19 protein-coding genes are annotated in these 19,793 nt (G+C 62.5%); 6 read left to right on the forward strand and 13 right to left on the reverse strand.

Going from position 1 to position 19,793, the window contains the following annotated elements; all coding sequences use genetic code 11:
- Nucleotides 1–110 precede the first annotated feature (110 nt).
- Entirely contained in the window at nt 111–1,295 is a 1,185-nt protein-coding gene (locus tag ACSQ84_RS27805) for an acyl-CoA dehydrogenase family protein (protein WP_436214924.1), read from the forward strand.
- 171 nt (nt 1,296–1,466) lie between these two features.
- On the forward strand, nt 1,467–2,606 hold the full coding sequence (locus tag ACSQ84_RS27810; RefSeq protein WP_436214925.1) for an acyl-CoA dehydrogenase family protein: 1,140 nt from the start codon (nt 1,467–1,469) through the stop codon (nt 2,604–2,606).
- 155 nt (nt 2,607–2,761) lie between these two features.
- On the opposite strand, the gene ACSQ84_RS27815 is transcribed toward ACSQ84_RS27810, so the two are convergent.
- The 8 genes from ACSQ84_RS27815 to ACSQ84_RS27850 all read right to left on the reverse strand — a co-directional run bounded on the left by ACSQ84_RS27815 (nt 2,762) and on the right by ACSQ84_RS27850 (nt 9,314).
- Nucleotides 2,762–3,802, reverse strand: a complete 1,041-nt coding sequence (locus ACSQ84_RS27815; RefSeq protein ID WP_436214926.1) for an amino acid ABC transporter substrate-binding protein — start codon at nt 3,800–3,802, stop codon at nt 2,762–2,764.
- A 102-nt stretch (nt 3,803–3,904) separates the two neighbouring features.
- Nucleotides 3,905–4,504 (reverse strand): L,D-transpeptidase, encoded by a 600-nt coding sequence (locus tag ACSQ84_RS27820; protein WP_436214927.1) that lies wholly within the window; start codon nt 4,502–4,504, stop codon nt 3,905–3,907.
- A 177-nt stretch (nt 4,505–4,681) separates the two neighbouring features.
- Nucleotides 4,682–4,783, reverse strand: coding sequence for a DUF2474 domain-containing protein (locus ACSQ84_RS27825; protein WP_192735727.1), 102 nt, complete (start codon nt 4,781–4,783; stop codon nt 4,682–4,684).
- Nucleotides 4,784–4,905: 122 nt separating this feature from the next.
- A complete protein-coding gene (cydB, locus tag ACSQ84_RS27830) occupies nt 4,906–5,913 on the reverse strand; it encodes a cytochrome d ubiquinol oxidase subunit II (protein WP_436214928.1) in 1,008 nt (335 codons plus the stop codon).
- Nucleotides 5,910–7,319 carry a cytochrome ubiquinol oxidase subunit I gene (locus tag ACSQ84_RS27835; protein WP_436214929.1) on the reverse strand — a complete coding sequence of 470 codons (1,410 nt, stop codon included), beginning with the start codon at nt 7,317–7,319 and terminating at the stop codon, nt 5,910–5,912. The genes cydB and ACSQ84_RS27835 overlap by 4 nt, the downstream gene beginning before the upstream one ends.
- A gap of 86 nt (nt 7,320–7,405) precedes the next feature.
- Nucleotides 7,406–8,203: a hypothetical protein gene (locus tag ACSQ84_RS27840; protein WP_436214930.1), complete on the reverse strand. Its 798-nt coding sequence runs from the start codon at nt 8,201–8,203 to the stop codon at nt 7,406–7,408.
- 237 nt (nt 8,204–8,440) lie between these two features.
- A complete protein-coding gene (locus tag ACSQ84_RS27845; protein WP_436214931.1) occupies nt 8,441–8,920 on the reverse strand; it encodes a hypothetical protein in 480 nt (159 codons plus the stop codon).
- Between the two features lie 202 nt (nt 8,921–9,122).
- Nucleotides 9,123–9,314, reverse strand: a complete 192-nt coding sequence (locus ACSQ84_RS27850) for a hypothetical protein (RefSeq protein ID WP_436214932.1) — start codon at nt 9,312–9,314, stop codon at nt 9,123–9,125.
- On the opposite strand from ACSQ84_RS27850, the gene ACSQ84_RS27855 reads away from it, so the two are divergent.
- Complete coding sequence (locus ACSQ84_RS27855; protein ID WP_436214933.1) at nt 9,313–9,477, forward strand: hypothetical protein; 165 nt, start codon at nt 9,313–9,315, stop codon at nt 9,475–9,477. The two genes, ACSQ84_RS27850 and ACSQ84_RS27855, sit on opposite strands and share 2 nt — an antisense overlap.
- Before the next feature lie 12 nt (nt 9,478–9,489).
- Here ACSQ84_RS27855 and ACSQ84_RS27860 read toward each other — a convergent pair whose 3' ends face one another.
- The gene (locus ACSQ84_RS27860; protein ID WP_436214934.1) at nt 9,490–10,101 is read right to left on the reverse strand and encodes a sigma-70 family RNA polymerase sigma factor; all 612 of its coding nucleotides are present in this window, start codon (nt 10,099–10,101) and stop codon (nt 9,490–9,492) included.
- A gap of 890 nt (nt 10,102–10,991) precedes the next feature.
- Between ACSQ84_RS27860 and ACSQ84_RS27865 the strand changes: the two genes are divergently transcribed.
- A complete protein-coding gene (locus tag ACSQ84_RS27865) occupies nt 10,992–11,426 on the forward strand; it encodes a hypothetical protein (RefSeq protein ID WP_436214935.1) in 435 nt (144 codons plus the stop codon).
- Nucleotides 11,427–11,578: 152 nt separating this feature from the next.
- Here the strand turns inward: ACSQ84_RS27865 and ACSQ84_RS27870 are convergent, their stop codons facing one another.
- The 4 genes from ACSQ84_RS27870 to ACSQ84_RS27885 are packed head-to-tail and all read right to left on the reverse strand — an operon-like array spanning nt 11,579 to nt 17,109.
- Nucleotides 11,579–12,313 (reverse strand): response regulator, encoded by a 735-nt coding sequence (locus ACSQ84_RS27870; protein ID WP_436214936.1) that lies wholly within the window; start codon nt 12,311–12,313, stop codon nt 11,579–11,581.
- Complete coding sequence (locus ACSQ84_RS27875) at nt 12,310–14,055, reverse strand: ATP-binding response regulator (protein ID WP_436214937.1); 1,746 nt, start codon at nt 14,053–14,055, stop codon at nt 12,310–12,312. The genes ACSQ84_RS27870 and ACSQ84_RS27875 overlap by 4 nt, the downstream gene beginning before the upstream one ends.
- Nucleotides 14,025–16,058 carry an ATP-binding protein gene (locus ACSQ84_RS27880; RefSeq protein ID WP_436215149.1) on the reverse strand — a complete coding sequence of 678 codons (2,034 nt, stop codon included), beginning with the start codon at nt 16,056–16,058 and terminating at the stop codon, nt 14,025–14,027. The genes ACSQ84_RS27875 and ACSQ84_RS27880 overlap by 31 nt, the downstream gene beginning before the upstream one ends.
- Nucleotides 16,059–16,113: 55 nt before the next feature.
- Nucleotides 16,114–17,109 (reverse strand): TRAP transporter substrate-binding protein, encoded by a 996-nt coding sequence (locus ACSQ84_RS27885; protein ID WP_436214938.1) that lies wholly within the window; start codon nt 17,107–17,109, stop codon nt 16,114–16,116.
- 242 nt (nt 17,110–17,351) lie between these two features.
- Here ACSQ84_RS27885 and ugpB point away from each other — a divergent pair, with 242 nt between their 5' ends.
- Together ugpB and ACSQ84_RS27895 are read left to right on the forward strand one after the other, a co-directional pair.
- Nucleotides 17,352–18,668, forward strand: coding sequence for a sn-glycerol-3-phosphate ABC transporter substrate-binding protein UgpB (gene ugpB / locus ACSQ84_RS27890; protein ID WP_436215150.1), 1,317 nt, complete (start codon nt 17,352–17,354; stop codon nt 18,666–18,668).
- A gap of 132 nt (nt 18,669–18,800) precedes the next feature.
- Nucleotides 18,801–19,754: an aminoglycoside phosphotransferase family protein gene (locus ACSQ84_RS27895; RefSeq protein WP_436214939.1), complete on the forward strand. Its 954-nt coding sequence runs from the start codon at nt 18,801–18,803 to the stop codon at nt 19,752–19,754.
- The last annotated feature ends 39 nt before the right edge of the window (nt 19,755–19,793 follow it).

A 19,793-nucleotide genomic window follows, 5' to 3' on the forward strand; every position in this document is an offset into this window, starting at 1 on the left:
ATCCCCGCGCGTGACTACGGCAGCCTAAGCATGGCGTAGTGCAGAGAGTTATTGAATTCCTCGATGCGGCGACTAAGGTCTTTTCAACCCGTCCAATATGGAAACGCACCATGTCCGATCTGGATCAATTCCGCCGTGAAACCCGCGCCTGGCTCGAGGCCAATTGCCCGCCGGAAATGCGCAAGCCCATGACCTCGGAAAGCGACACGTTCTGGGGTGGCCGCAACGCCAAATTCTCCTCCGAGCCGCAGCGCGTCTGGTTCGAGCGGATGCGCGACAAGGGCTGGACCGTGCCCGATTGGCCAAAGGAATATGGCGGCAGAGGGCTTGATCGCGCCGAGCACAAGGTGTTGCGCGAGGAGATGGCGGCGATGGGCGCGCGCTCGCCGTTGTCGAGCTTCGGCATCTGGATGCTCGGGCCGGCGCTGCTAAAGTACGGCAACGAGGCGCAGAAGAAGGAGCATCTGCCGAAGATCGCCGCGGGCCTGATCCGCTGGTGCCAGGGTTACTCCGAACCGAACGCCGGATCGGACCTTGCTTCATTGCAGACCCGCGCCGAGAGCGACGGCGATGATTTCATCATCACCGGCCAGAAGATCTGGACGTCATATGCCAACTACGCCGATTGGATCTTCTGCCTGGTGCGCACCGATAGCGCCGCGAAGAAGCATGACGGCATCAGCTTTATTCTGTTCGACATGACGTCGAAGGGCGTCACGACCAAACCTATCCTCTTGATCTCGGGTGCCTCGCCGTTCTGCGAAACCTTCTTCGATGGCGTGCGGGTGCCGAAATCGCATGTCGTCGGTACCGTCAACCGGGGCTGGGATGTGGCGAAATATCTGCTGCAGCACGAGCGCGCGATGATCTCGGGCATGGGCGAGCGCGGCGTGGGCCGTCCGCTCGGCCAGGTCGCGGCTGACTCGGTCGGATCCGACGAGCAGGGCCGGCTCGAAGATCCGATGCTGCGCGGCCAGATTTCGACGTTCGAGATCGACGAGGCGGCGCTGTCGGCAGCCGCGGAACGCGCGGTCGATTTGGCGAAAGCCGGCCAGTCGCATCCGGCATTTTCCTCGGCGATGAAATATTACGGCACCGAGCTCAACAAGCGCCGCTACGAAATCCTGATGTCGGCCGGCGGCGTCGACGCGCTGGAATGGGAAAGCGAGCGCTCGAAAGGCGGCGCCCGCCCGCGCGCTTGGCTGCGCACCAAGGCCAATTCGATCGAAGGCGGCACGAGCGAGGTCATGCTCGGCATTGTCGCCAAGCGGATTCTCGATCTGCCGGGGGCTTAGTCTCTCAGCCTCACTCTATCGTCCCTGCGAACGCAGGGACCCATAGCCACCGCTGCTGAGTATTGGTTGTGACGCCAGCTCCATTTCCATCCGATAGGCCGCGGCGTATGGGTCCCTGCGTTCGCAGGGACGACCAAGTAGCTTAATTCACCTCGAAACCGGAATCCCTCCATGGCCCTCGTCCTCACCGAAGAACAATCCATGCTGCGCGACAGCGCGCGCGGCCTTATCAGCGACAAGGCGCCGGTGTCGCACCTGCGACAGCTCCGGGATGCAAAGGACGCCACGGGATTTTCCCGCGAACTCTGGAAGGCCTTTGCCGAGATGGGTTTTTCCGGCCTGCTGGTGCCGGAGAATTTTGGCGGCAGCGGGCTCGGTGCCGTCGAGGCCGGCGTGGTGATGGAGGAAATCGGCCGCACCCTGATGCCGTCGCCGTTCCTGTCGACCGCGGTGCTGGCGGCCTCGGCGCTGACACGGGGCGGCAGCGACGCGCAAAAGGCCGCGCATCTGCCGAAGATCTCGGACGGTTCGCTGCTGGCGGCGCTCGCGATTGATGAGGGCGCAAAACATCGCCCGCTGCAGGTCAAATTGCAGGCGGTGCGATCCGGCAACGGCTTTAAGCTGAGCGGCGCAAAGGCCTTTGTGGTCGACGGCCATACCGCCGATTTGCTGATCGTCGCGGCGCGCACCGGTGGCGCCGCCGGCGATCGCGACGGGCTGACGCTGTTTTTGGTCGATCCCAAGACCAGGGGTCTTGCGGTCGAGCGCACTGCGATGGTCGATTCGCACAATGCAGCGCGGATCGAGTTCGATAATGTCGAGGTCAATGCGGACAGCGTGCTCGGCGAGGTCGATCAGGGTTATCAGCTACTCGAAGGCGTGCTCAACATCGGCCGCGGCGCGGTCGCCTCCGAAATGGTCGGCCTGAGCGAAGAAGTGTTCGGCCGCACCGTGACGTATCTGAAAGAGCGCAAGCAATTTGGAAAACTGATCGGCGAATTCCAGGCGCTGCAGCACCGTGCCGCCGAGCTCTATATCGATATCGAGATCACCCGCGCCGCCGTGCTGAAGGCGCTGCAGACGCTGGATGGCGATTTCGACAAGGCCGGTGCCGCGGTCGCTGTTGCAAAGGCGCGCGCCGGAACCACCGCGACGCGGGCGGTGCAGGAAGGCGTGCAGATGCATGGCGGCATGGGCATGACCGACCAGTTCGACATCGGCTTCTTCATGAAGCGCGCGCGGGTCTGCCAGGAATTGTTCGGCGACAGCAATTACCACGCCGATCAACTGGCGCGGCTGAAGAGTTATTGAGCCGCGTCTGCCGCGGCAAAAATCAGTGTCATCGCCCGGCTTGACCGGGCGACCCAGTATCCAGAGACGCCGATGATAGAACCGACAGCCCGCGGCGTACTGGATCACCCGCTTTCGCGGGTGATGACAGTCGAGGGTGCGGCGGGCTTTCGGGCCTACCTGATCGGCGGCGCGTACTGGATGCCGCCGTTGCTCCAGAGCGAGTTCAGTCCGCGCGGAATCTTCAGCTTGGATTCGGCGCCGACATTGCGGTCATAGATCTCGCCGTAATTGCCGACGTGGCGGATGATGCGGGCGGCCCAGTCCTTGGTGAGGCCGAGGTCCTCGCCGTAGGCGCCTTCGGTGCCGACCAGTCGCATCACGTCGGGCTTCTTCGACTTCAGCGCTTCGTCGATGTTCTTCGAAGTGATACCGAGTTCTTCGGCGTTGATCATCGCATACAGCGTCCACTTCACGATCATCATCCAGTCGTCGTCGCGCTGCCGCACCACGGGCGCCAGCGGCTCCTTCGAGATGACGTCGGGCAGGATGGTGTGGTCGTCCGGCTTGGAGAGGTTGATGCGCAGCGCGTAGAGCTGGGAGACGTCGGCGGTCAGGGTGTCGCACTTGCCCTCATTATAGGCTTTGACGACATCGTCCAGCTTGGGGAATTTCATCTCCGTGTATTTCATGTTGTTGGCGCGGAAATAGTCCGCGACGTTGAGCAGCGTGGTGGTGCCTTCCTGCACGCAGATCTTGCTGTTGTTCAGGTCCAGCGCGGAATCGATCTTGCGCGAGGCCGGCAGCATGAAGCCTTCGCCGTCATAATAGGCGACGGCCGGGAAATACAGCGCGTTATTGACCTCGCGCGACATGCTCCAGGTGGAGTTGCGCGAGAGAATGTCGACCTTGCGGCTCGAAAGTTCCCTGAAGCGTTCGCTGGCGTCGAGGGGAATGAACTTCGCCTTCTTGGGATCGTCGAAGATCGCCGCCGCCACCGCGCGGCAGAAATCGACGTCGAAGCCGGTCCAGTCGCCCTTGTCGTCGGGGATCGAGAAACCGGGCAGGCCCTTGTTGACGCCGCACAGCAGTTCGCCGCGCTTGAGCGTCCGCTTCAGCGTCTTGGTGTCATAGCGTTCATAGGTGATTGCGGCAGCCGCGACCGCGGTTGCGACCGCCAGCCCAATGAGGAGGCCGCCTCGAAAATTACGTAGCATTTTTCAACTCACCAATTTCAGGGAAATGGATCTGCGGACGAGATCTGCAGACAAGAGATCTGCAGACAAGAGATCTGCGGAGGAGAGACGGCGCTGTCGCAATTACAGTTCGGGCTTCTGCCGGATGATCACCTTGGTGCCGACCGGGACGCGCTCATAGAGGTCGGCGACGTCGGAGTTGACGAGCCGGAAGCAGCCGGAGGAGACGGCGGTGCCGATGGTGTCGGGCCGGTTGGTGCCGTGAATGCGGTAGACGGTGGTGCCGAGATACATCGCCCGCGCGCCGAGCGGGTTGCCGGGGCCGCCGGCCATGAAGCGCGGCAGATAGGGCTGGCGCTGGATCATTTCCGGCGGCGGCGTCCAGTCCGGCCATTCCTTCTTCTGCGTGATGTTGACGAGCCCCTGCCACGTGAAGCCCTCGCGGCCGACGCCGATGCCGTAGCGCAGCGCGCGGCCGCCGCCCTGGATCAGATAGAGATGGCGCTCGGCGGTGACCACGATGATGGTGCCCGGCGCCTCGTTGGTGCGGTAGAGCACCGCCGTCTTCTTGAACTGCGGGTCGAGCTGGACGGATTCGTCGGCGATCAGCCCCGGCTGGTCGCCCACATCGGGCTGCCGCATCTGCGCGTTGCTCTGCGAGGCTGAAAGGACCAGACCGCTGGTTGCGATCAACATCCAGATCAGGTGCCGAAACTTCGTCATTGCGGAGCTCTCCTTGCGGGCGCGTTGGCCAATCGGTTGGGGGCTTTTAGCCAAATCAGCGGAACCATCAAATCTCAGGGCCAGCTTGATGGCAAGTTTAGGGCAGGCGGGTTGGTATCCTGCTGGAATGGCTTCTATTTTCGTTGATCGCCATCGCCGGCGATGATGACACAGGCCTCATTTCGGCGCGATCCAGAGCCGCAGGCCGTAGGAGATCAGTGTAACCGTACCGACGCCGCCAAGCCAGAGCGCGGCAAACCAGAGCAGGCGCTGCGTCAGCGGCCGCGGCTCGCTGGAGCTTTTTCCGTTCCGATCGGATCGGAACGGCGCCCCGGATTCTGGATTTGGCGCGTTGTCCTGACGCGAACCGCCGTCCACTTCGCTGGAAAACGCTTTGGTCATCAGTGATAGCCGCTTTCGGCTTTGACCTTGCCGCGGAACACCCAATAGGCCCACGCGGTATAGCCGAGGATCAGCGGGATCAGTATGGCGACGCCGACCAGCATGAACAGCTGGCTGTTCGCGGGCGAGGCCGCCTGCCAGATCGTGATGCTTTGCGGCACGATATAGGGATACATGCTGATGCCGAGCCCGGCATAGGACAGTGCGAACAGCGCCAGCGTCAGGAAGAACGGCTGATAGTCATATTTGTTGGCGAGGCTGCGCAGCAACAACACGGTGACACCGGCCACCGCGACCGGCACCGGCGCGGTCAGCAGGATGTTGGGCCAGGCGAACCAGCGCTGGGTGTACTGCACGTGCAGGAACGGCGTCGCGATGCTGACGATGCCGATGGCGCACAGCATCGCGACCAGCAGCAGCCAGCTCAGATGATAGGCGCGGTCGCGCAGTTCGCCTTCGGTCTTCATGACAAGCCAGGTGGCGCCGAGCAGCGCATAGCCGATCACGAGCGCGATGCCGGTCAGGATGCTGAACGGCGTCAGCCAGTCCCACCAGCCGCCGGCATATTGCCGTCCCGAGACATGAATGCCCTGCAGGATGGCGCCGAGCGCAATGCCCTGCGCCAGCGTCGCCAGCAGCGAGCCGCCGGCGAAGGCGAGGTCCCAGCGGTTGCGTTCGCGCGTGGTGCGCCAGCGGAATTCAAAGGCGACGCCGCGGAACACCAGGCCGAGCAGCATCACGATCATCGGCGTGTAGAGCGCCGGCATCAGCACTGCATAGGCCAGCGGGAACGCCGCCATCAGGCCGCCGCCGCCGAGCACCAGCCAGGTCTCGTTGCCGTCCCAGACCGGGGCGACGCTGTTCATGATGATGTCGCGATCGGCCTTCTTCGGAAACAGCGGAAACAGGATGCCGAGCCCGAGGTCGAAACCGTCCATCACGACGTAGACGAACACCGCAAAGGCAATGATGAAGGCCCAGATGGTCGGAAGGTCGATGGGGATCATCGGATCGCTCCCTCCGCGGCGACGCCGGCGGCCGGCGTGATGCCGGCGGCGCGGGCCGGCAGGTCGCTGCGCGGACCTTCCTCGCCGTGATGCGGCGGTTGCGCCATCAGGCGCAGCAGGTAGATCACGCCGGCGGTGAACACCACGAAATAGACGATGATGAAGGCGATCAGCGACGAGCCGACCGCGGGCGCCGCCAGCGGCGACGCCGAATCGACCGTCCGCAGCAGGCCATACACCGTGAACGGCTGACGCCCGGTCTCGGTGGTGACCCAGCCCGCCAGCACGGCGATGAAGCCCGACGGGGCCATCGCGACCGCAAACATGTGCAGCAGGCGCGAACTGTACAGCGTGCCGCGGAAGCGCATCAGCAAGCTGAGCAGGCCGAGCCCCAGCATCAGCAACCCCATGCCGACCATGACCCGGAACGACCAGAACGTGATCGGTACCGGCGGCCAGTTTTCGCGCGGCACGGTGTCGAGCCCGGCCATCGGCGCGTCGAGCGAATGCTTGAGGATCAGCGAGCCGAGCTTGGGCACCTCGATCGCGTAATCTATCCTGCCCGCGGCCTCATTGGGCCAGCCGAACAGAATCAGCGGCGCGCCGTCCTTGTGGCTCTGGAAGTGACCCTCCATCGCCATGATTTTCACCGGCTGATGCTCCAGCGTGTTCAGCCCGTGCTGGTCGCCGGCCAGAATCTGGAGCGGCGCCACCAGCGTTGCCATCCACATCGCCATCGAGAACATCACGCGCGGGCCAGCCAGATGCTGGTCGCGCAGCAGATGCCAGGCGCCGACCGCGCCGACCACCAGCGCGGTGGTGAGGTACGCCGCCAGCACCATGTGCACGAGACGGTAGGGGAACGATGGATTGAAGATCACCTTGAGCCAGTCGGCCGCGATGAACTGCCCCTCGGCATTGAGGGCGTGACCGGTGGGCGTCTGCATCCAGGAATTGGCGGACAGAATCCAGAACGCCGAAATCAGCGTACCGACCGCGACCATCAGGGTCGCAAAAAAATGCAGTCTTGGGCCGACGCGATCGAGCCCGAACAGCATGACGCCGAGGAAGCCGGCTTCGAGGAAGAACGCCGTCAGCACCTCATAGGCCATCAACGGGCCGATCACGGGGCCGGTCTTGTCCGAGAAAGCCGACCAGTTGGTGCCGAACTGGTAGGACATCACGATGCCCGACACCACGCCCATGCCGAAGGCGACGGCGAAAATTTTCAGCCAATAATTGAACAGATTGATGAAAACTTCGCGCCCGGTCCACAGCCAGAGCGCTTCGAGCACCGCGAGATAGCTGGCGAGCCCGATCGAGAAGGCGGGAAATACGATGTGGAACGACATCGTGAACGCGAACTGCGCCCGGGCCAATACAACGGCATCCCAGCCTTCGAACATCGGCACCATCCATCGTCGCTAACCTGGCGTGAATCCTATCATGCCGGATGCGATAACAGTACCGCGGCTTTTGCAGCAGAGGTCCTCTATCCGGACAATGTTCCGGCATCCGGAGCAGCATTGAGACGCCGAATGATTTCTGCGCGCAGGGCGCGTGCCCCATTTTCGTCTTGCTTGGTCGGGCAGCGGAAGGTCTGGCCTGTGTGCAACCGAATGCTGATGGTGCAGGTCCGGTCCTCGCCATCGGGCTCGCCGACCTCGATCGCTGCAACATCGCCTGCTCTGATCGTCTCGGCAGATGGCTCACCGTTCAACGCAAGGCGCTCGACGCGGATTTCGCCGCGACCGATGATCCAGAACGAGCCGGCCAATCGGTACGCGTAGCGATAGAGTGCAAAGGCAGCGAGAAAGCCGAGCGGCAGGAGGAGCCCGAGCGCCAGTTCCGCGTCGCCGATCCAGAATACGATGAGGAACGGCAGCGCGCACAGTCCGGCCACAACCGGCACGGTCATGCGAATCACGCGACCGAAATCGGGGTTGACCGGCGAGCCAAGGATGATCTCGGCGTTGCCGGCCTCGAGCGGGTTGTCGACGGGTGCGGCATCGGGAAGGCCGAGCAATCCCGTAACAATTGCGGTGGTTTCGTTAACGCGCGTGATGTCCGGCAGCGGTGGCGAGGTCAAGACATCCCCTGATGTCAGTCTGAACACGAGGCTGAAACTAACAGGGTAGCTAAACCGTTCGCGGACGCGGACGTCGGCAATGTCGTGACTGCTGATCATTCGCTTGCGCACCCGTCCAAACGGGCGCTGCTCGCCGATCAGGATGCCGTCTTGCGTAATGATCCAGGCTACATTGCGCTTAAGGGCGGCAACGCCGATCACGAACAATCCGATCGGCAGGGCCCAGAGCGCTGGAAGAAATGGTCGACCGCCCGAGGCCCAGGTAAGCAGGCCCGGGACAAGGATCAGCAAAACTACAGCGCCGGAGCCCGCCTGGACAAATCTTTCCCTGAGCGAGGATCCCTTTCGCAGCCGAACTTCATCCGGGTTTGCCGCAGCATCCATTGTCAGCGGCAAACATCACGAGCGGCTCGATTGCGTCAAGCAAGAAGTGCAACATTACTCGATCACGATCTCGCCGGTCATGCCGAGATCGGCATGGGTCTTGCCGTCGGCGCCCTTGATGTCGCAGCGCAGGTCGGTGGCGCGGCCGGCGGCGACCGGTACCAGCCACCATTCGGCGGAGTGTCCCGGATAAACCTCGATCTCGCGCATCGCGCCCTTGAATTCGGCCAGCGTCACGCTCTTGCCGTCGCGCTGCTGCGTGACCTGTACCTTTCGCGTCCACACCATCTGCGAGAACGCGTGCGAGGTGAAGTAATGCGGATCGTTGCTGTCGTTGCGCAGGATCAGTTTGTAGAGCTTGCCGGTCTCGAGCTTCAATTGCTTCGGCGCGAATTCATGCTTGCCCGGCGAGCCCAATGTGACTGTGACTTCGATCGGCGTTTGCCGCGACAAATCCCCAGCCGCGATCGCCGCGCCCGAGACGAGGCCGAGCAAAACTGACGCGCCAATGGCCGCGCGATACGAGACGAACATGGTGGCCTCCCCCTGATTGCTAAAATTCATAAAGTCCGGCCCTGATGATAATGCAAATGCGAATTAGTTGCAAATATACCGGCCAATTGACCAATCCCAAATACAAAGCGACCCGGCGGGGGGCATCCCGGCCGGGTCGTTGGAGGTTCTTGGGAGGTTAAGCCTTGGTCGGTGGAAGCTTGGCCGGCCAGTCAGAAACTTGTCAGCGAACGACGTCCGGGATCACACAGACCTCGGCGGCGCTCTTGGTGCTGCAATCGACCACTTGTTCGCGCACCACGCTCGATCCGGCATCGCGCTGGGCGCGGGGCGAGGCGTTCTGGGCGGACAGTGAGGCCAGGGTGCAGACCGCGCCGAGCGGGATAATGAAAAAGCGGAAGGACGGCTTCAGCATGTTCGCTCTCCTGTTCGGCGTTGGCGTTGCGTTGTTGATGATGGGTATAGGGGCTGAGTTTTTCCGGGTGATGTCGCCGATTGTTTCATTTGTTTCGTCGCCTTTAATCTTTGGCTTCGAAATCGACCCGGTTTCTGCCTCCAATACCAATCTAACGGATTGAAATACTTACGAATTACGCAGCGATGCTGTCGATGCCGGCGACCTTAAGCAAGTCAGCCAATTGCTTGCGGGCATAGAACATCCGGGTCTTCACCGTGCTCTGGGGAATACCGATGATCGCGCCGGCCTCTTCCACCGACTTCTCGTGGTAGTAGACCAGGTTGATGATCTCGCGATGCGCCGGCGACAGCTTGGCGACACAGGCGCGCAGGATGGCGCTGGTGTTGCTGCGGTCGAGCGACGCCTCCGGCGTGTCGGATTCGTCGGCGATCTCCAGCACGTCGTCCTGATCGATGTCCTCATGCTTGCGCTGGCGCAGCGCGGTCAGCGCCTTGAAGCGGGCGATCGACAGCAGCCAGGTGGAAACCTGGGAGCGGCCTTCGAACTGGCTGGCGGTGCGCCACACGTCCAGAAACACCTGGCTGACGAGGTCTTCCGCCATCGTGGTATCGCGCACCATGCGCAGGATGAAGCGATAAACCCGAACGTTATGACGGGAATAAAGCACATGCATCGCCGTGCGCCCGCCCTTGGCAATGCTCTGGAGCAGCGCTTCGTCCGATGTCGCACGGGCATCGGCGATGTGCTTGCGGGCTGCGGCGTTGATGGCAATCACGTTCGTCATGACAAACTCCCAATTCGCCGCTCGGCGGCGTGTCGTTGGGAGATTTCTAGTTAACGAACGTTTCGGGATGTCTGCACGCCAAGGGCAAAATGGTTTCGTGCTGCGGAGAATTGTTTCGTCGCAGCGGCCGCGACGAAACATACGAGGCGAAAATAACAATGATTTCAATGAGGCTAAAATTAGCGGCTTTCAGCGCGGGAATGGTTCCGCGGGCTACAAAACCATCGTCGTCCCGGCCTTGAGCCGGGACCCATAACCACAGGGCGTTGTTGTTTGGCGAGGTCACTACCACAGCACGCTATAATTAATGCCGCGGCGCATGGTTCCTGCGTGCCGCCTTCGCTAAAGCTCCGGCGGGCCTCATATCCCCATGTTGTGGGGTCAATGACCATTCGATGAGAAGCGACCAGGCCGAATTGCGCCCCGCATTCACTCGCTACCTATTTGCCCGACCTTTTCGGCGTCCTTGCGAACAAGCAAAGCGGTCCCCTGAGACAACCAGCTGATGGGTCCTGCTGCAACGCCTGCTTTGGGCGGCGCCGATGCAAGATTGCCTTCAAGTTGGAGGCTGAAAGGGTTCGTTTGATTCGAACGGGCTTGAGAAGCCTGGCCGGAGGTCGGCTCGATTCGCCCGATGCTGAACAAAGATTCCGCTCAAGCTCTCTCGACCACCGCGAATACGTCTTCATGTGGATAGTTGGTGGGTCATCAGGAATCGCAAGAGGGCGCCAACTTGCTATAGGGCCTTGCAACTCTTATCAGATTTGTCCAACCAAGAGGGACTTTGCATGATCCGCATATATATCCTTGTAAGCGCTCTCGTTATGTCCCTTGCCGGGACAACTCACGCTGGCACGCTCAAACGAGACCTTCTGGGATTTCGTACAGGGATGGACTGGCGTGAAGCGGACGTATTCGCGTCGCAGTCGGCATGCAAGAAGCTTTGGGTTGGCGGCGGCGGGCCATTGAGCGAAAAGATCTTCGGCGAGGGGCGGTACTGCGATGGCCAGCGACTTTCCTTGCTCGCTGGCCCACATTCCCAGAAGATTATGCACATTGAGACTCGTATTGAATCCGACCTGGCGGCGGATCAAGTCACTCACAGCGTTTGCCTTCAGTTCACGACGGAATGCTCGCGGATCAAGCTGGATACCCCGCTAAATCTCGGTGAAGGTTTGCTTCTAGAGATCACCGACAAGGATTACGGCAACAGTGGAGCCCTGAGAAAGATGAACAGGATGTTCATCATTCGCCTCGTGGACCGCCAGCTTATCGAGGAGGAAGAAAAGCTGCTGCCCGGCCCGCGCGGCGTGCCGAAACTGTAACACACCGACCTGTTGTCAGCGGAGACGGGTCGCAGGGACAATCGGCACGTAGCCCGGATGGAGCGAAGCGAAATCCGGGATTATCCGCAGGATGAAGCCACCCGGATTGCGCTGCGCTCCATCCGGGCTACGGCGGTGTGGCGGCTCCTGGCCTAGCCCTTCTCGCCGGTCGGCGAGAACAAATAGCCGCCGCCTCTGATCGTGCGGATCACGGCGGGCTTGGTTGGGTCGATCTCGATCTTGCGCCGGATCCGCATGATGCGAAGATCGACCGCACGGTCGAAGGCTTCGGCGTCGCGCGCATTCGCCAGTTCCAGCAGCCGCTCGCGCGACAGCACCCGCTTCGGGTTGGCCGCGAACACTTTCAGCAGGCCGAATTCGGACGCGGTCAGCGGATGCTCGTTGCCTTCGTCGTCGCGCAGCGCCTGGGCTTCGAGATCGAGCCATTTGGTGCCGAACCGCACCAGCTGTTCCTTTTCCGCCTTGGCGCTGGCGGTCTCGGGCGCCGCCTTCACCGGCGCGCTCCGGCGCAGCACCGAGCGGATGCGCGCCATCAGTTCGCGCAGTTCGCAGGGCTTTGCGATGTAGTCGTCGGCGCCAAGCTCGAGCCCGACGACGCGGTCGATCGGGCTTGCGGTCGCCGTCAGCATGATGACGGGGACGTTGATGCGGCTTTTCAGGTCGCGGATGATCGAGAGCCCGTCTTCCTCGGGCATGTTGAGATCGAGCACGACAAGGTCGGGCACATTGGTTTCGATCACGCCGCGCAGACTCTTGCCGCCGTCGCACAGCGTCACGGCGAAACCGTGCATTTTGAGGTAATCGCCAACCATTTCGCGGGCCGGCGCCTCGTCGTCGACGATGATGATGTGCGGGTTCTGGCTCATGACGTCTCTGCTGCTGGCAGTGTAACCGTAAACGTCGACCCCTGTCCGGGGCCGGGGCTATCAGCGGTTACATGGCCGCCATGCATGTCGATAATGCGTTTGACGATCGATAGACCAAGGCCCGTCGAGCTTTCGCCCGCGGTCGGCTTGGCTGACAGCCGCTGGAAGCGGCCGAACAGCCGGCCAAGGTCCTCGGGCGATAGCCCTGCGCCCTCGTCGGTGATCCGCACGACGGTGTTGTCCCCCTCATGGGTGACCCCCACCGTGATCTTGCCGCCGATCGGTGAATATTTGATGGCGTTGCTGACCAGATTGTCGATCGCCTCGCGGATCCGGTCGGCGTCGCACATGGTGACGAAGTTCAGCGGCGCGGAGACGTTGATGATCTGCTGCTTGTTGACGGCCGAGGGCAGGTTGGCGTCGGTGACTTCGGAAACCAGGGCCGCGACATCGACCGGCTCGCGGCGGATGGTGATGTCGAAGGCATCCGCCATCGCATCCGAGATCAGATGATCGACCATCGATGTCAGGCGCTTGGTGGCGTCGCGGATGTGTTCGACCTGCGCGGTGACGTTTTCCTTGGGCGAGCCGGCGCTGATCAGTTCGGTCAGCATTTCGGTGCGGCCGAGGATGACGCCGAGCGGATTCTTGAGGTCATGGGCGACGGTGCCGAGGATTTCGTTCTTGAAGCCGTTGGCGCGCTGCAGCCGCAGCCACTGCGCCGAAAGCCGGCGGTTGGCCTGCATCAGCGCCCGGGTGCGTTGGGCGACGCGGTCTTCCAGTTGGGTATTGGCCGCGTGCAGCTGCTGGTACAGGATCACGTTGTCGAACGCGATCGACAGCCGGCTGGAGAAGATCTCGACCAGCGCGCGGTCGGTGTCGGAAAGCTGGCGCTCGGCCTGCAGCAGCACCACGACCTCGCGGCCGGAGCCGGTGCGCAGATAAAGCACGCTGCGGTGGTCGGCGAATTCGTTCTTGCGGCGCATGAAGGCGTCTTCGACCATCTGCCGCAAATCCGGATCGAGCGACTTGGAGCTGGTGGTGCCGATGAAGCGGCTGTAGCAGCCCGAGCCTGCCAGCACGGAGAATTCGCTGCCGGCGGCGCCGTCGTCGCGCAGCACCAGTATGCCGGCGCAATCGACGTTGAGCAGCGAAGCCAGCTGCGTCAGCACGCCTTCGGCGAGCCGCTGCATCGATTTGAAGTCGTACAGGGTCGAGGCGGCGTCGATGATGATTTCGAGGCCGCGCCGGGTCTGCACCATGCGCTCCAGCTGCTGGTAGCTGCGCAAGGCCGCGGTCAGCGAGGTGAACAGCTTGTCGGCGGTGAGTTCGGTCTTGGCCTTGTAGTCGTTGATGTCGTACTGGACGATGACGCGGCGCTCCGGCGCCTGGCCGGGCTGCCCGGTGCGCAGGATGATGCGGACGGTCTCGTTCTTGATGTCGTTGCGGATGTATTCGACGAGGTCGAGGCCGGCGACGTCGGTCTCCATGATGACGTCGAGCAGCACGGCCGCGATATCCGGATTGTCGCGCATCAGGACGCGACCTTCGGCCGCGGAATAGGCCGAGAGGATTTCCAGCGTGGAGCCCTGCAGATTGTAGTCGCTCAGCGCGAAGCGGGTGCCTTCATGCACCGCCTGATCGTCGTCGATGACGGCGATCTTCCATTTGCGGGCAGTCGAAGCCTCCGGAACGGCTTCGGAATCGTCGATCAGGTGGAGGACATCGTCCTGTTCGGCCATTGAGGAGTTCCGTCGGCTGTGGCTTGCTCTGTGATCGGGGTGCCGCCCTTGGCGATTCTCGGCATGATAATGCGGAAAGTGGTGCCTTGTCCCAGCCTTGACTCCAGCATCATCCGGCCGCCGAGCTGTTGAGTGACAAGATTATAGACGATATGCAAGCCCAGTCCGGTGCCGCCCTCGTTGCGGCGCGTGGTAAAGAACGGGTCGAACGCCTGCCGCTGGACGTCCGGCGTCATGCCGGCCCCGTCGTCGGCAAAGATGATCTCGACATCGTCATTGCCGCGGGCCCGGGCCGACAGCGAGATCGCCCCGGAACGGCCGTCGGCGAAGGCATGATTGGCGGCGTTGAGGAAAAGATTGGTTAAAATCTGCCCGTAGGAGCCGGGATAGCCGTCGATCAGGAGGCCCTCCGGCACGTCGACCGACAGCGTGATCGTCGCCTTCTTCAACACCGGGCGCAGGCTGGCGACGATCTGGTCGGTGGCCTCGCTGAGGCTGAATTGTCGGCGCTCGGCATGCGAGCGGTCCACCGCGACCTGTTTGAACGACTGGATCAGCTCGCCGGCGCGATGCAGATTGGCCACCAATTGCCCGGCGGCGTCGCGCGCGCTCTTGACGAACTCGTCGAGCTTGGAGCGGCGCAGCGGCTCGGTGCGCAGGTCCGATTCGAAGATTTCCGCGCGGCGCGCGAAGCTCGATGCCACCGTCAGGCTGATGCCGATCGGGTTGTTGACCTCGTGGGCGACGCCGGCAACCAGGCCGCCCAGCGCCGCCAGCCGTTCGGCGTCGATCAGGTTCTGCTGGGCGGCATTGAGTTCCAGCAGCGCGCCCTCGGCCTTTTCCTTCGACGCGCGCAGCTCGTCCTCGGTCTTGCGTTTGGCGATGGCGTTTTCGCGGAACACCTCCACCGCGCGCGCCATCGCGCCGACCTCGTCCTTGGCTGACGTGCCCTGCACGGCGCGATCGTAATTGCCCGACGTGATCGCGTGCATCGACGCCATGATCTGTTGCAGCGGCAGCCGGATCGACAGCGCGATCAAGACGCCCGCGGACAGGATGATGCCGAGGAAGATCACGGCGATCGACAGCACCCGGCGCGAGATGCCCGCCAGCGTGCGGTCGAAGGTTTCCTGCGCCTTTTGCTCGCGCTGGCGCATCTTCACCGACAGGCGGTCGATCACGCCGATCGCATCGGCCTGGCTGGCGTCGATGGTGTTGCGCAACAATTCGGTGCGGATCGCAAGCTGCTCGGTCAGCTTCGCCAGCCCCTCGCGCAACGCCAGGGTCTTGGCATGCAGCCGCGTCAGCGCCATGCGCTGCAAATCATTGTCAGCGAGGTCGGACATCACCGGGATGGTTTTTTCGATCGTCTCGGTATTGCGGCGGGCATCCTCGGCCGAAGCCGACGCCAGCGAAAGGTAATAGGCGTTGGCGGCGACCAGCATGCCGGTAAACGCCTCGCGGGATTTTCCGAGCGACGGCCAGATCAGCGCGTCGCGATGCCCGGTGGCGCCCTCGATGATGGAATAGAGCCCGGCCATGTCCTTGGCCGGGGCCAGCACCTGCTGCTCGTAGGTTTTCGCGATCGTCGCCTGCACCGCGCGCAGTTCGCCGAAACCGTTGAGGAAGCGATCGGTGACCTGCTCCAGCTGCGCCACCGACCCCGACAGCATGGGGTCGTTGGCGGCGCGATTGGTCAGCGTGCCGAGCACGGCTTCGCGCAGCAACAGGATTTCCGCGAACAGTTCCGGGCTCGGCTGGTTGATGTAGCGATGGATCAGGTTCTGCAGCCGGCTGGTTTCGCTTTCGAGCAAGGCCAGGATCTTGTCGGATTCCCGGACATGGCGGACGTCTTCCCAGGCCGAGCCGAGCACCTTGGCGCCGTTCCATATCAGCACGGCCAGCACCACGACCACGGCGGAGTTCAAGGCCGCGATCGACAGGATGCGCCAGCGGATCGGGACCGCGCGCAGCACCTGGACGATGCGGATCCGGCCGCGCACGGCAAAACTCGCCGGCCGTTCCACTGATCCGTTCTGTTGCGAGGTTGCGGCCAACTCACTGCACCCCGCGAATTCGTTCGATCAATTGCGCGATCGCGGGGTCCTGCTGCGCCTTGGCGTAAATCCCCGCCATCGCCGCCTCCAGCGGCTTGCGGTCGAAATCGGTGACGATCCTGACGCCGGCGTCTTCGGCCTGCTTGCGCGAGCGCTCTTCGAGGTCGCGCCATTTCTCGCGCATGAAGCGGCTCGAACGCTGGGCGGCTTCACGAAAGACCTTCTGGTCGTCAGACGACAAATCGGACCAGGCCTTCTTCGACATCACAAGCACTTCCGGGCTCATCGTGTGTTCGGTGAGGGTGTAGAAGCCGGCGAATTTGTAGTGATCGGTGGTGACAAAGGACGGCCAGTTATTCTCCGCGCCGTCGATCAATTTGTTGGTCAGGCCGGTCAGCACCTGGCCGTAGGGCAGTGCGACCGGATCGGCGCCGAGCGCGCGGATCATCTCAACCATCTGCTCGGATTGCTGCACCCTGATCCGCAATCCCCGGAGGTCGGCCATCGAGGTGACCGGGCGGACGTTGTTGTAAATCGAACGGGCGCCGGAATCGTAGAACGCCAGACCGACGAATCCGTAAGGTTCAAAACTGTCCAGCATCTCATTGCCGATCGGTCCATCCAGCACCTTCTGCAAATGCTCGATGGAGCGGAACAGAAACGGCATCGCCAGCACATTCATCGCCGGCACCATGGTCCCGATCAATGCGACGTTGGTACGATTGAGGTCGATGGCACCTACGCGGGTCTGTTCGAGGGTTTCCTTTTCCTCGCCGAGCTGGCGCGAATGGAACACCTTGATCGCGTGGCGGCCGCCGGTGCGCTCCGCAACCAGGCTGCCCATGTAGTGCAGCGCCTGCACGGTCGGATATCCCTCGTTCTGGGTATCGGCGGCACGAAATTCGCGTGCGAAAACGCTCGTTGAGGCGGCCGTCAGGAACAGCGCCAGAACAAGCATCATGGTCCGCGAAAGGTCGGCGCGGCGGTACACAGGCAACAAATCCCCTTGGGAAGAAGTCTGCGGCGGGAGGAAAAGGTTCAAAGCTATTTAGCAGAAGGGATTTGTTTTAGCAGAAGGTTCTTGCACTTGGCTATCCGCAGCCGTTGCAATCGTTAATTGTGCGCTGCGACGGCGGTAGCGGATTGAAACCGCGGTCGCGGGCCTCTATGAGGGCGCAGCGCGCAGATTTGATCGCAGGTCCCGACAAGCGGTTTTGGCAAAGTGATTCGGCAGTGAAGTTGGTCTCGAGGCTATTGCAGTTCGTCGCGCTCGCGCTCACCGTGCTGGTATCTCCGGCGCAGGCAGCTACCGAGATCATGTGGTGGCACGCGATGTCGGGCGAACTCGGCAAGCAGCTGGAGAAGCTCGCGGCCGATTTCAACGCCTCGCAATCCGACTACCGGATCGTGCCGACCTACAAGGGCAATTATACCGAAACCGTGACGGCGGCGATCTTCGCCTTCCGTTCGCGCAGCCAGCCCGCCATCGTCCAGGTCAACGAGATCGCGACGGCGACCATGATGGCGGCGAAGGGCGCGATCTATCCGGTATTCGAGCTGATGCGCGACCAGTCGGAGCCGTTCTCGCCGGCCGCATATCTGCCGGCCGTTGCCGGCTATTATTCCGACGTCGCCGGCAACATGCTGTCGTTTCCGTTCAACGCCTCGACGCCGATCCTCTACTACAACAAGGACCTGTTTCGCGCCGCCGGCCTCGATCCGGAAGTCGCGCCGAAAACCTGGCCCGAAATCGGGGCCGCGGCGAAGCGGCTGCGCGGAGCCGGCGCGGTCTGCGGCCTGACCACCTCCTGGCCTTCCTGGATCCATGTCGAAAATTTCTCGGCATTCCATAACCTGCCGCTGGCGACCAGGGGCAACGGGTTTGGCGGCCTCGACGCCGAACTGACTTTCAACAACCCGACCGTGGTGCGCCACATCACCCAGCTTGCGGAATGGCAGGCCACGAAAGTGTACGACTATAGCGGCCGCGGCCAGTCGGCCGAGCCGCGGTTTCAAAAGGGCGAATGCGCGATCTTCATCGGCTCGTCGGCGACGCGCGCCGACATCAAGGCCAATTCGAAATTCGAGGTCGGCTATGGCCTGATGCCGTATTGGCCCGAGGTGGAAGGCGCGCCGCAAAACACCATCATCGGCGGCGCGACCTTGTGGGTGCTGCGGGGCCGGCCGGTCGCCGAATATACCGGCGTCGCGAAGTTTTTCGCGTATCTGTCAAAGCCGGAAGTCCAGGCAGCCTGGCACCAGAACACCGGTTACCTGCCGATCACCCGCGCCGCCTTCGATCTGTCGCGTGCGCAGGGATTCTATGATCGCAATCCCGGTGCGGCGATTTCGATCGAACAGATGACCTTGAAGCCGCCGACCGAGCATTCCAGGGGAATTCGGCTCGGCTCGTTCGTGCTGATCCGCGATGCGATCGACGAGGAGCTGGAGCAGGTCTTCGGCGGCAAGCGGACCGCGCAAGCCGCCCTCGACCTCGCCGTTGAACGCGGCAACCGCCTGCTGCGCCAGTTCGAACGGGCGAACCCGGACAGGTAGTCGCGTACGATCTCCGTCATTGCGAGCGAAGCGAAGCAATCCATTTTCGCCGCGATAATGAAAAGAATGGATTGCGACATCGCTATCGCGCCCTTCAAACGCTGCATTTGTCGCAGGCAATGACGGTTGAAAATGACTCTGTCGCTCCCGACGCATTCCGATTTCGAAGCCTTCCATGCCTGGCGCATCGACACCTCGCGATGGCTGCCGGTGGCGTCAGACATCGCGCACGGCCATGGTTTGAAAACCGCCGCGCCGCATGTTTTTACGACCGGCACCAACCTCGTCGTCGGTCTTGGCGATGAAGTGATCCTGAAACTGTTTCCGCCGATGCTTCGCGGCCAGTTCATCTCCGAGCGCGCTTCGCTGAGGCAATTGCGCGGACAGCTGAGCATTCCGATTCCCGAAATCCTGTTCGAGGGCGAGCGCGACGGCTGGCCGTATCTCGTCATCACGCGGCTATCCGGCGTCGTCGGCTCCGAGGTCTGGCCGGCGCTGCCGGAAGACCAGAAGGAGCGCGTGCTTGCGCAGATCGGCGCGACCATCGCCGAAGTGCAGCGCGTTCCGCCCGGCGAGCTTTCCCGCATCGAGCCGCGTTGGGCGGACTTCATGTCCAGGCAAATCGAGGGCTGTCGTGCGCGGCACACGCGTCTTGGATTGCCGCAAAAATTTCTCGATGGGTTCGACGATCTGCTGCGCGATGCGGCGACGCTGATTCCGATGGACGGGCCGCCGGTCATCCTCACCGGCGAATACATTCCGGAAAACTTCCTGCTGAGCTGCGACGGTAATGACTGGCGTCTGTCGGGGTTGTTTGATTTCGGCGACGTGATGACGGGTTTTGGCGAGTATGACCTGATGGGTCCGAGCGCGTTCATGGCCGCGGGGATGCGGCGGCGGGTTCGCAGCCTGCTCGAGGGGTTCGGCTATGCCAGCGCGGAGATGGATTTCGCCCTGAAGCGCCGGCTGATGGCGCTGCTCCTGCTCCACCGCGTCAGCGATCCCGCCCGGCACGTCTGCCTCGCGGGCTGGCAGCAGAAGGCCGAAAACCTCATCGAATTGCAGGAATCGCTGTGGCCGACCTGAGGGCGCGGCCAAATCGCATAGTTGCGAAGCCGCCGCATA

This window comes from Bradyrhizobium sp. LjRoot220 (assembly GCF_964252915.1).
In the GTDB taxonomy this organism is placed as follows: Bacteria; Pseudomonadota; Alphaproteobacteria; order Rhizobiales; family Xanthobacteraceae; genus Bradyrhizobium.

Bases quoted from the DNA above. Each gene is read 5' to 3' on its own strand.
- ACSQ84_RS27805 (WP_436214924.1), top strand. From the start codon at position 111: ATGTCCGATCTGGATCAATTCCGCCGTGAAACCCGCGCCTGGCTCGAG.
- ACSQ84_RS27810 (WP_436214925.1), top strand. From the start codon at position 1,467: ATGGCCCTCGTCCTCACCGAAGAACAATCCATGCTGCGCGACAGCGCG.
- ACSQ84_RS27815 (WP_436214926.1), bottom strand. From the start codon at position 3,802: ATGCTACGTAATTTTCGAGGCGGCCTCCTCATTGGGCTGGCGGTCGCA.
- ACSQ84_RS27820 (WP_436214927.1), bottom strand. From the start codon at position 4,504: ATGACGAAGTTTCGGCACCTGATCTGGATGTTGATCGCAACCAGCGGT.
- cydB (WP_436214928.1), bottom strand. From the start codon at position 5,913: ATGATCCCCATCGACCTTCCGACCATCTGGGCCTTCATCATTGCCTTT.
- ACSQ84_RS27835 (WP_436214929.1), bottom strand. From the start codon at position 7,319: ATGTTCGAAGGCTGGGATGCCGTTGTATTGGCCCGGGCGCAGTTCGCG.
- ACSQ84_RS27845 (WP_436214931.1), bottom strand. From the start codon at position 8,920: ATGTTCGTCTCGTATCGCGCGGCCATTGGCGCGTCAGTTTTGCTCGGC.
- ACSQ84_RS27855 (WP_436214933.1), top strand. From the start codon at position 9,313: ATGTTCGCTCTCCTGTTCGGCGTTGGCGTTGCGTTGTTGATGATGGGT.
- ACSQ84_RS27850 (WP_436214932.1), bottom strand. From the start codon at position 9,314: ATGCTGAAGCCGTCCTTCCGCTTTTTCATTATCCCGCTCGGCGCGGTC.
- ACSQ84_RS27860 (WP_436214934.1), bottom strand. From the start codon at position 10,101: ATGACGAACGTGATTGCCATCAACGCCGCAGCCCGCAAGCACATCGCC.
- ACSQ84_RS27865 (WP_436214935.1), top strand. From the start codon at position 10,992: ATGGACTGGCGTGAAGCGGACGTATTCGCGTCGCAGTCGGCATGCAAG.
- ACSQ84_RS27870 (WP_436214936.1), bottom strand. From the start codon at position 12,313: ATGAGCCAGAACCCGCACATCATCATCGTCGACGACGAGGCGCCGGCC.
- ACSQ84_RS27875 (WP_436214937.1), bottom strand. From the start codon at position 14,055: ATGGCCGAACAGGACGATGTCCTCCACCTGATCGACGATTCCGAAGCC.
- ACSQ84_RS27895 (WP_436214939.1), top strand. From the start codon at position 18,801: ATGACTCTGTCGCTCCCGACGCATTCCGATTTCGAAGCCTTCCATGCC.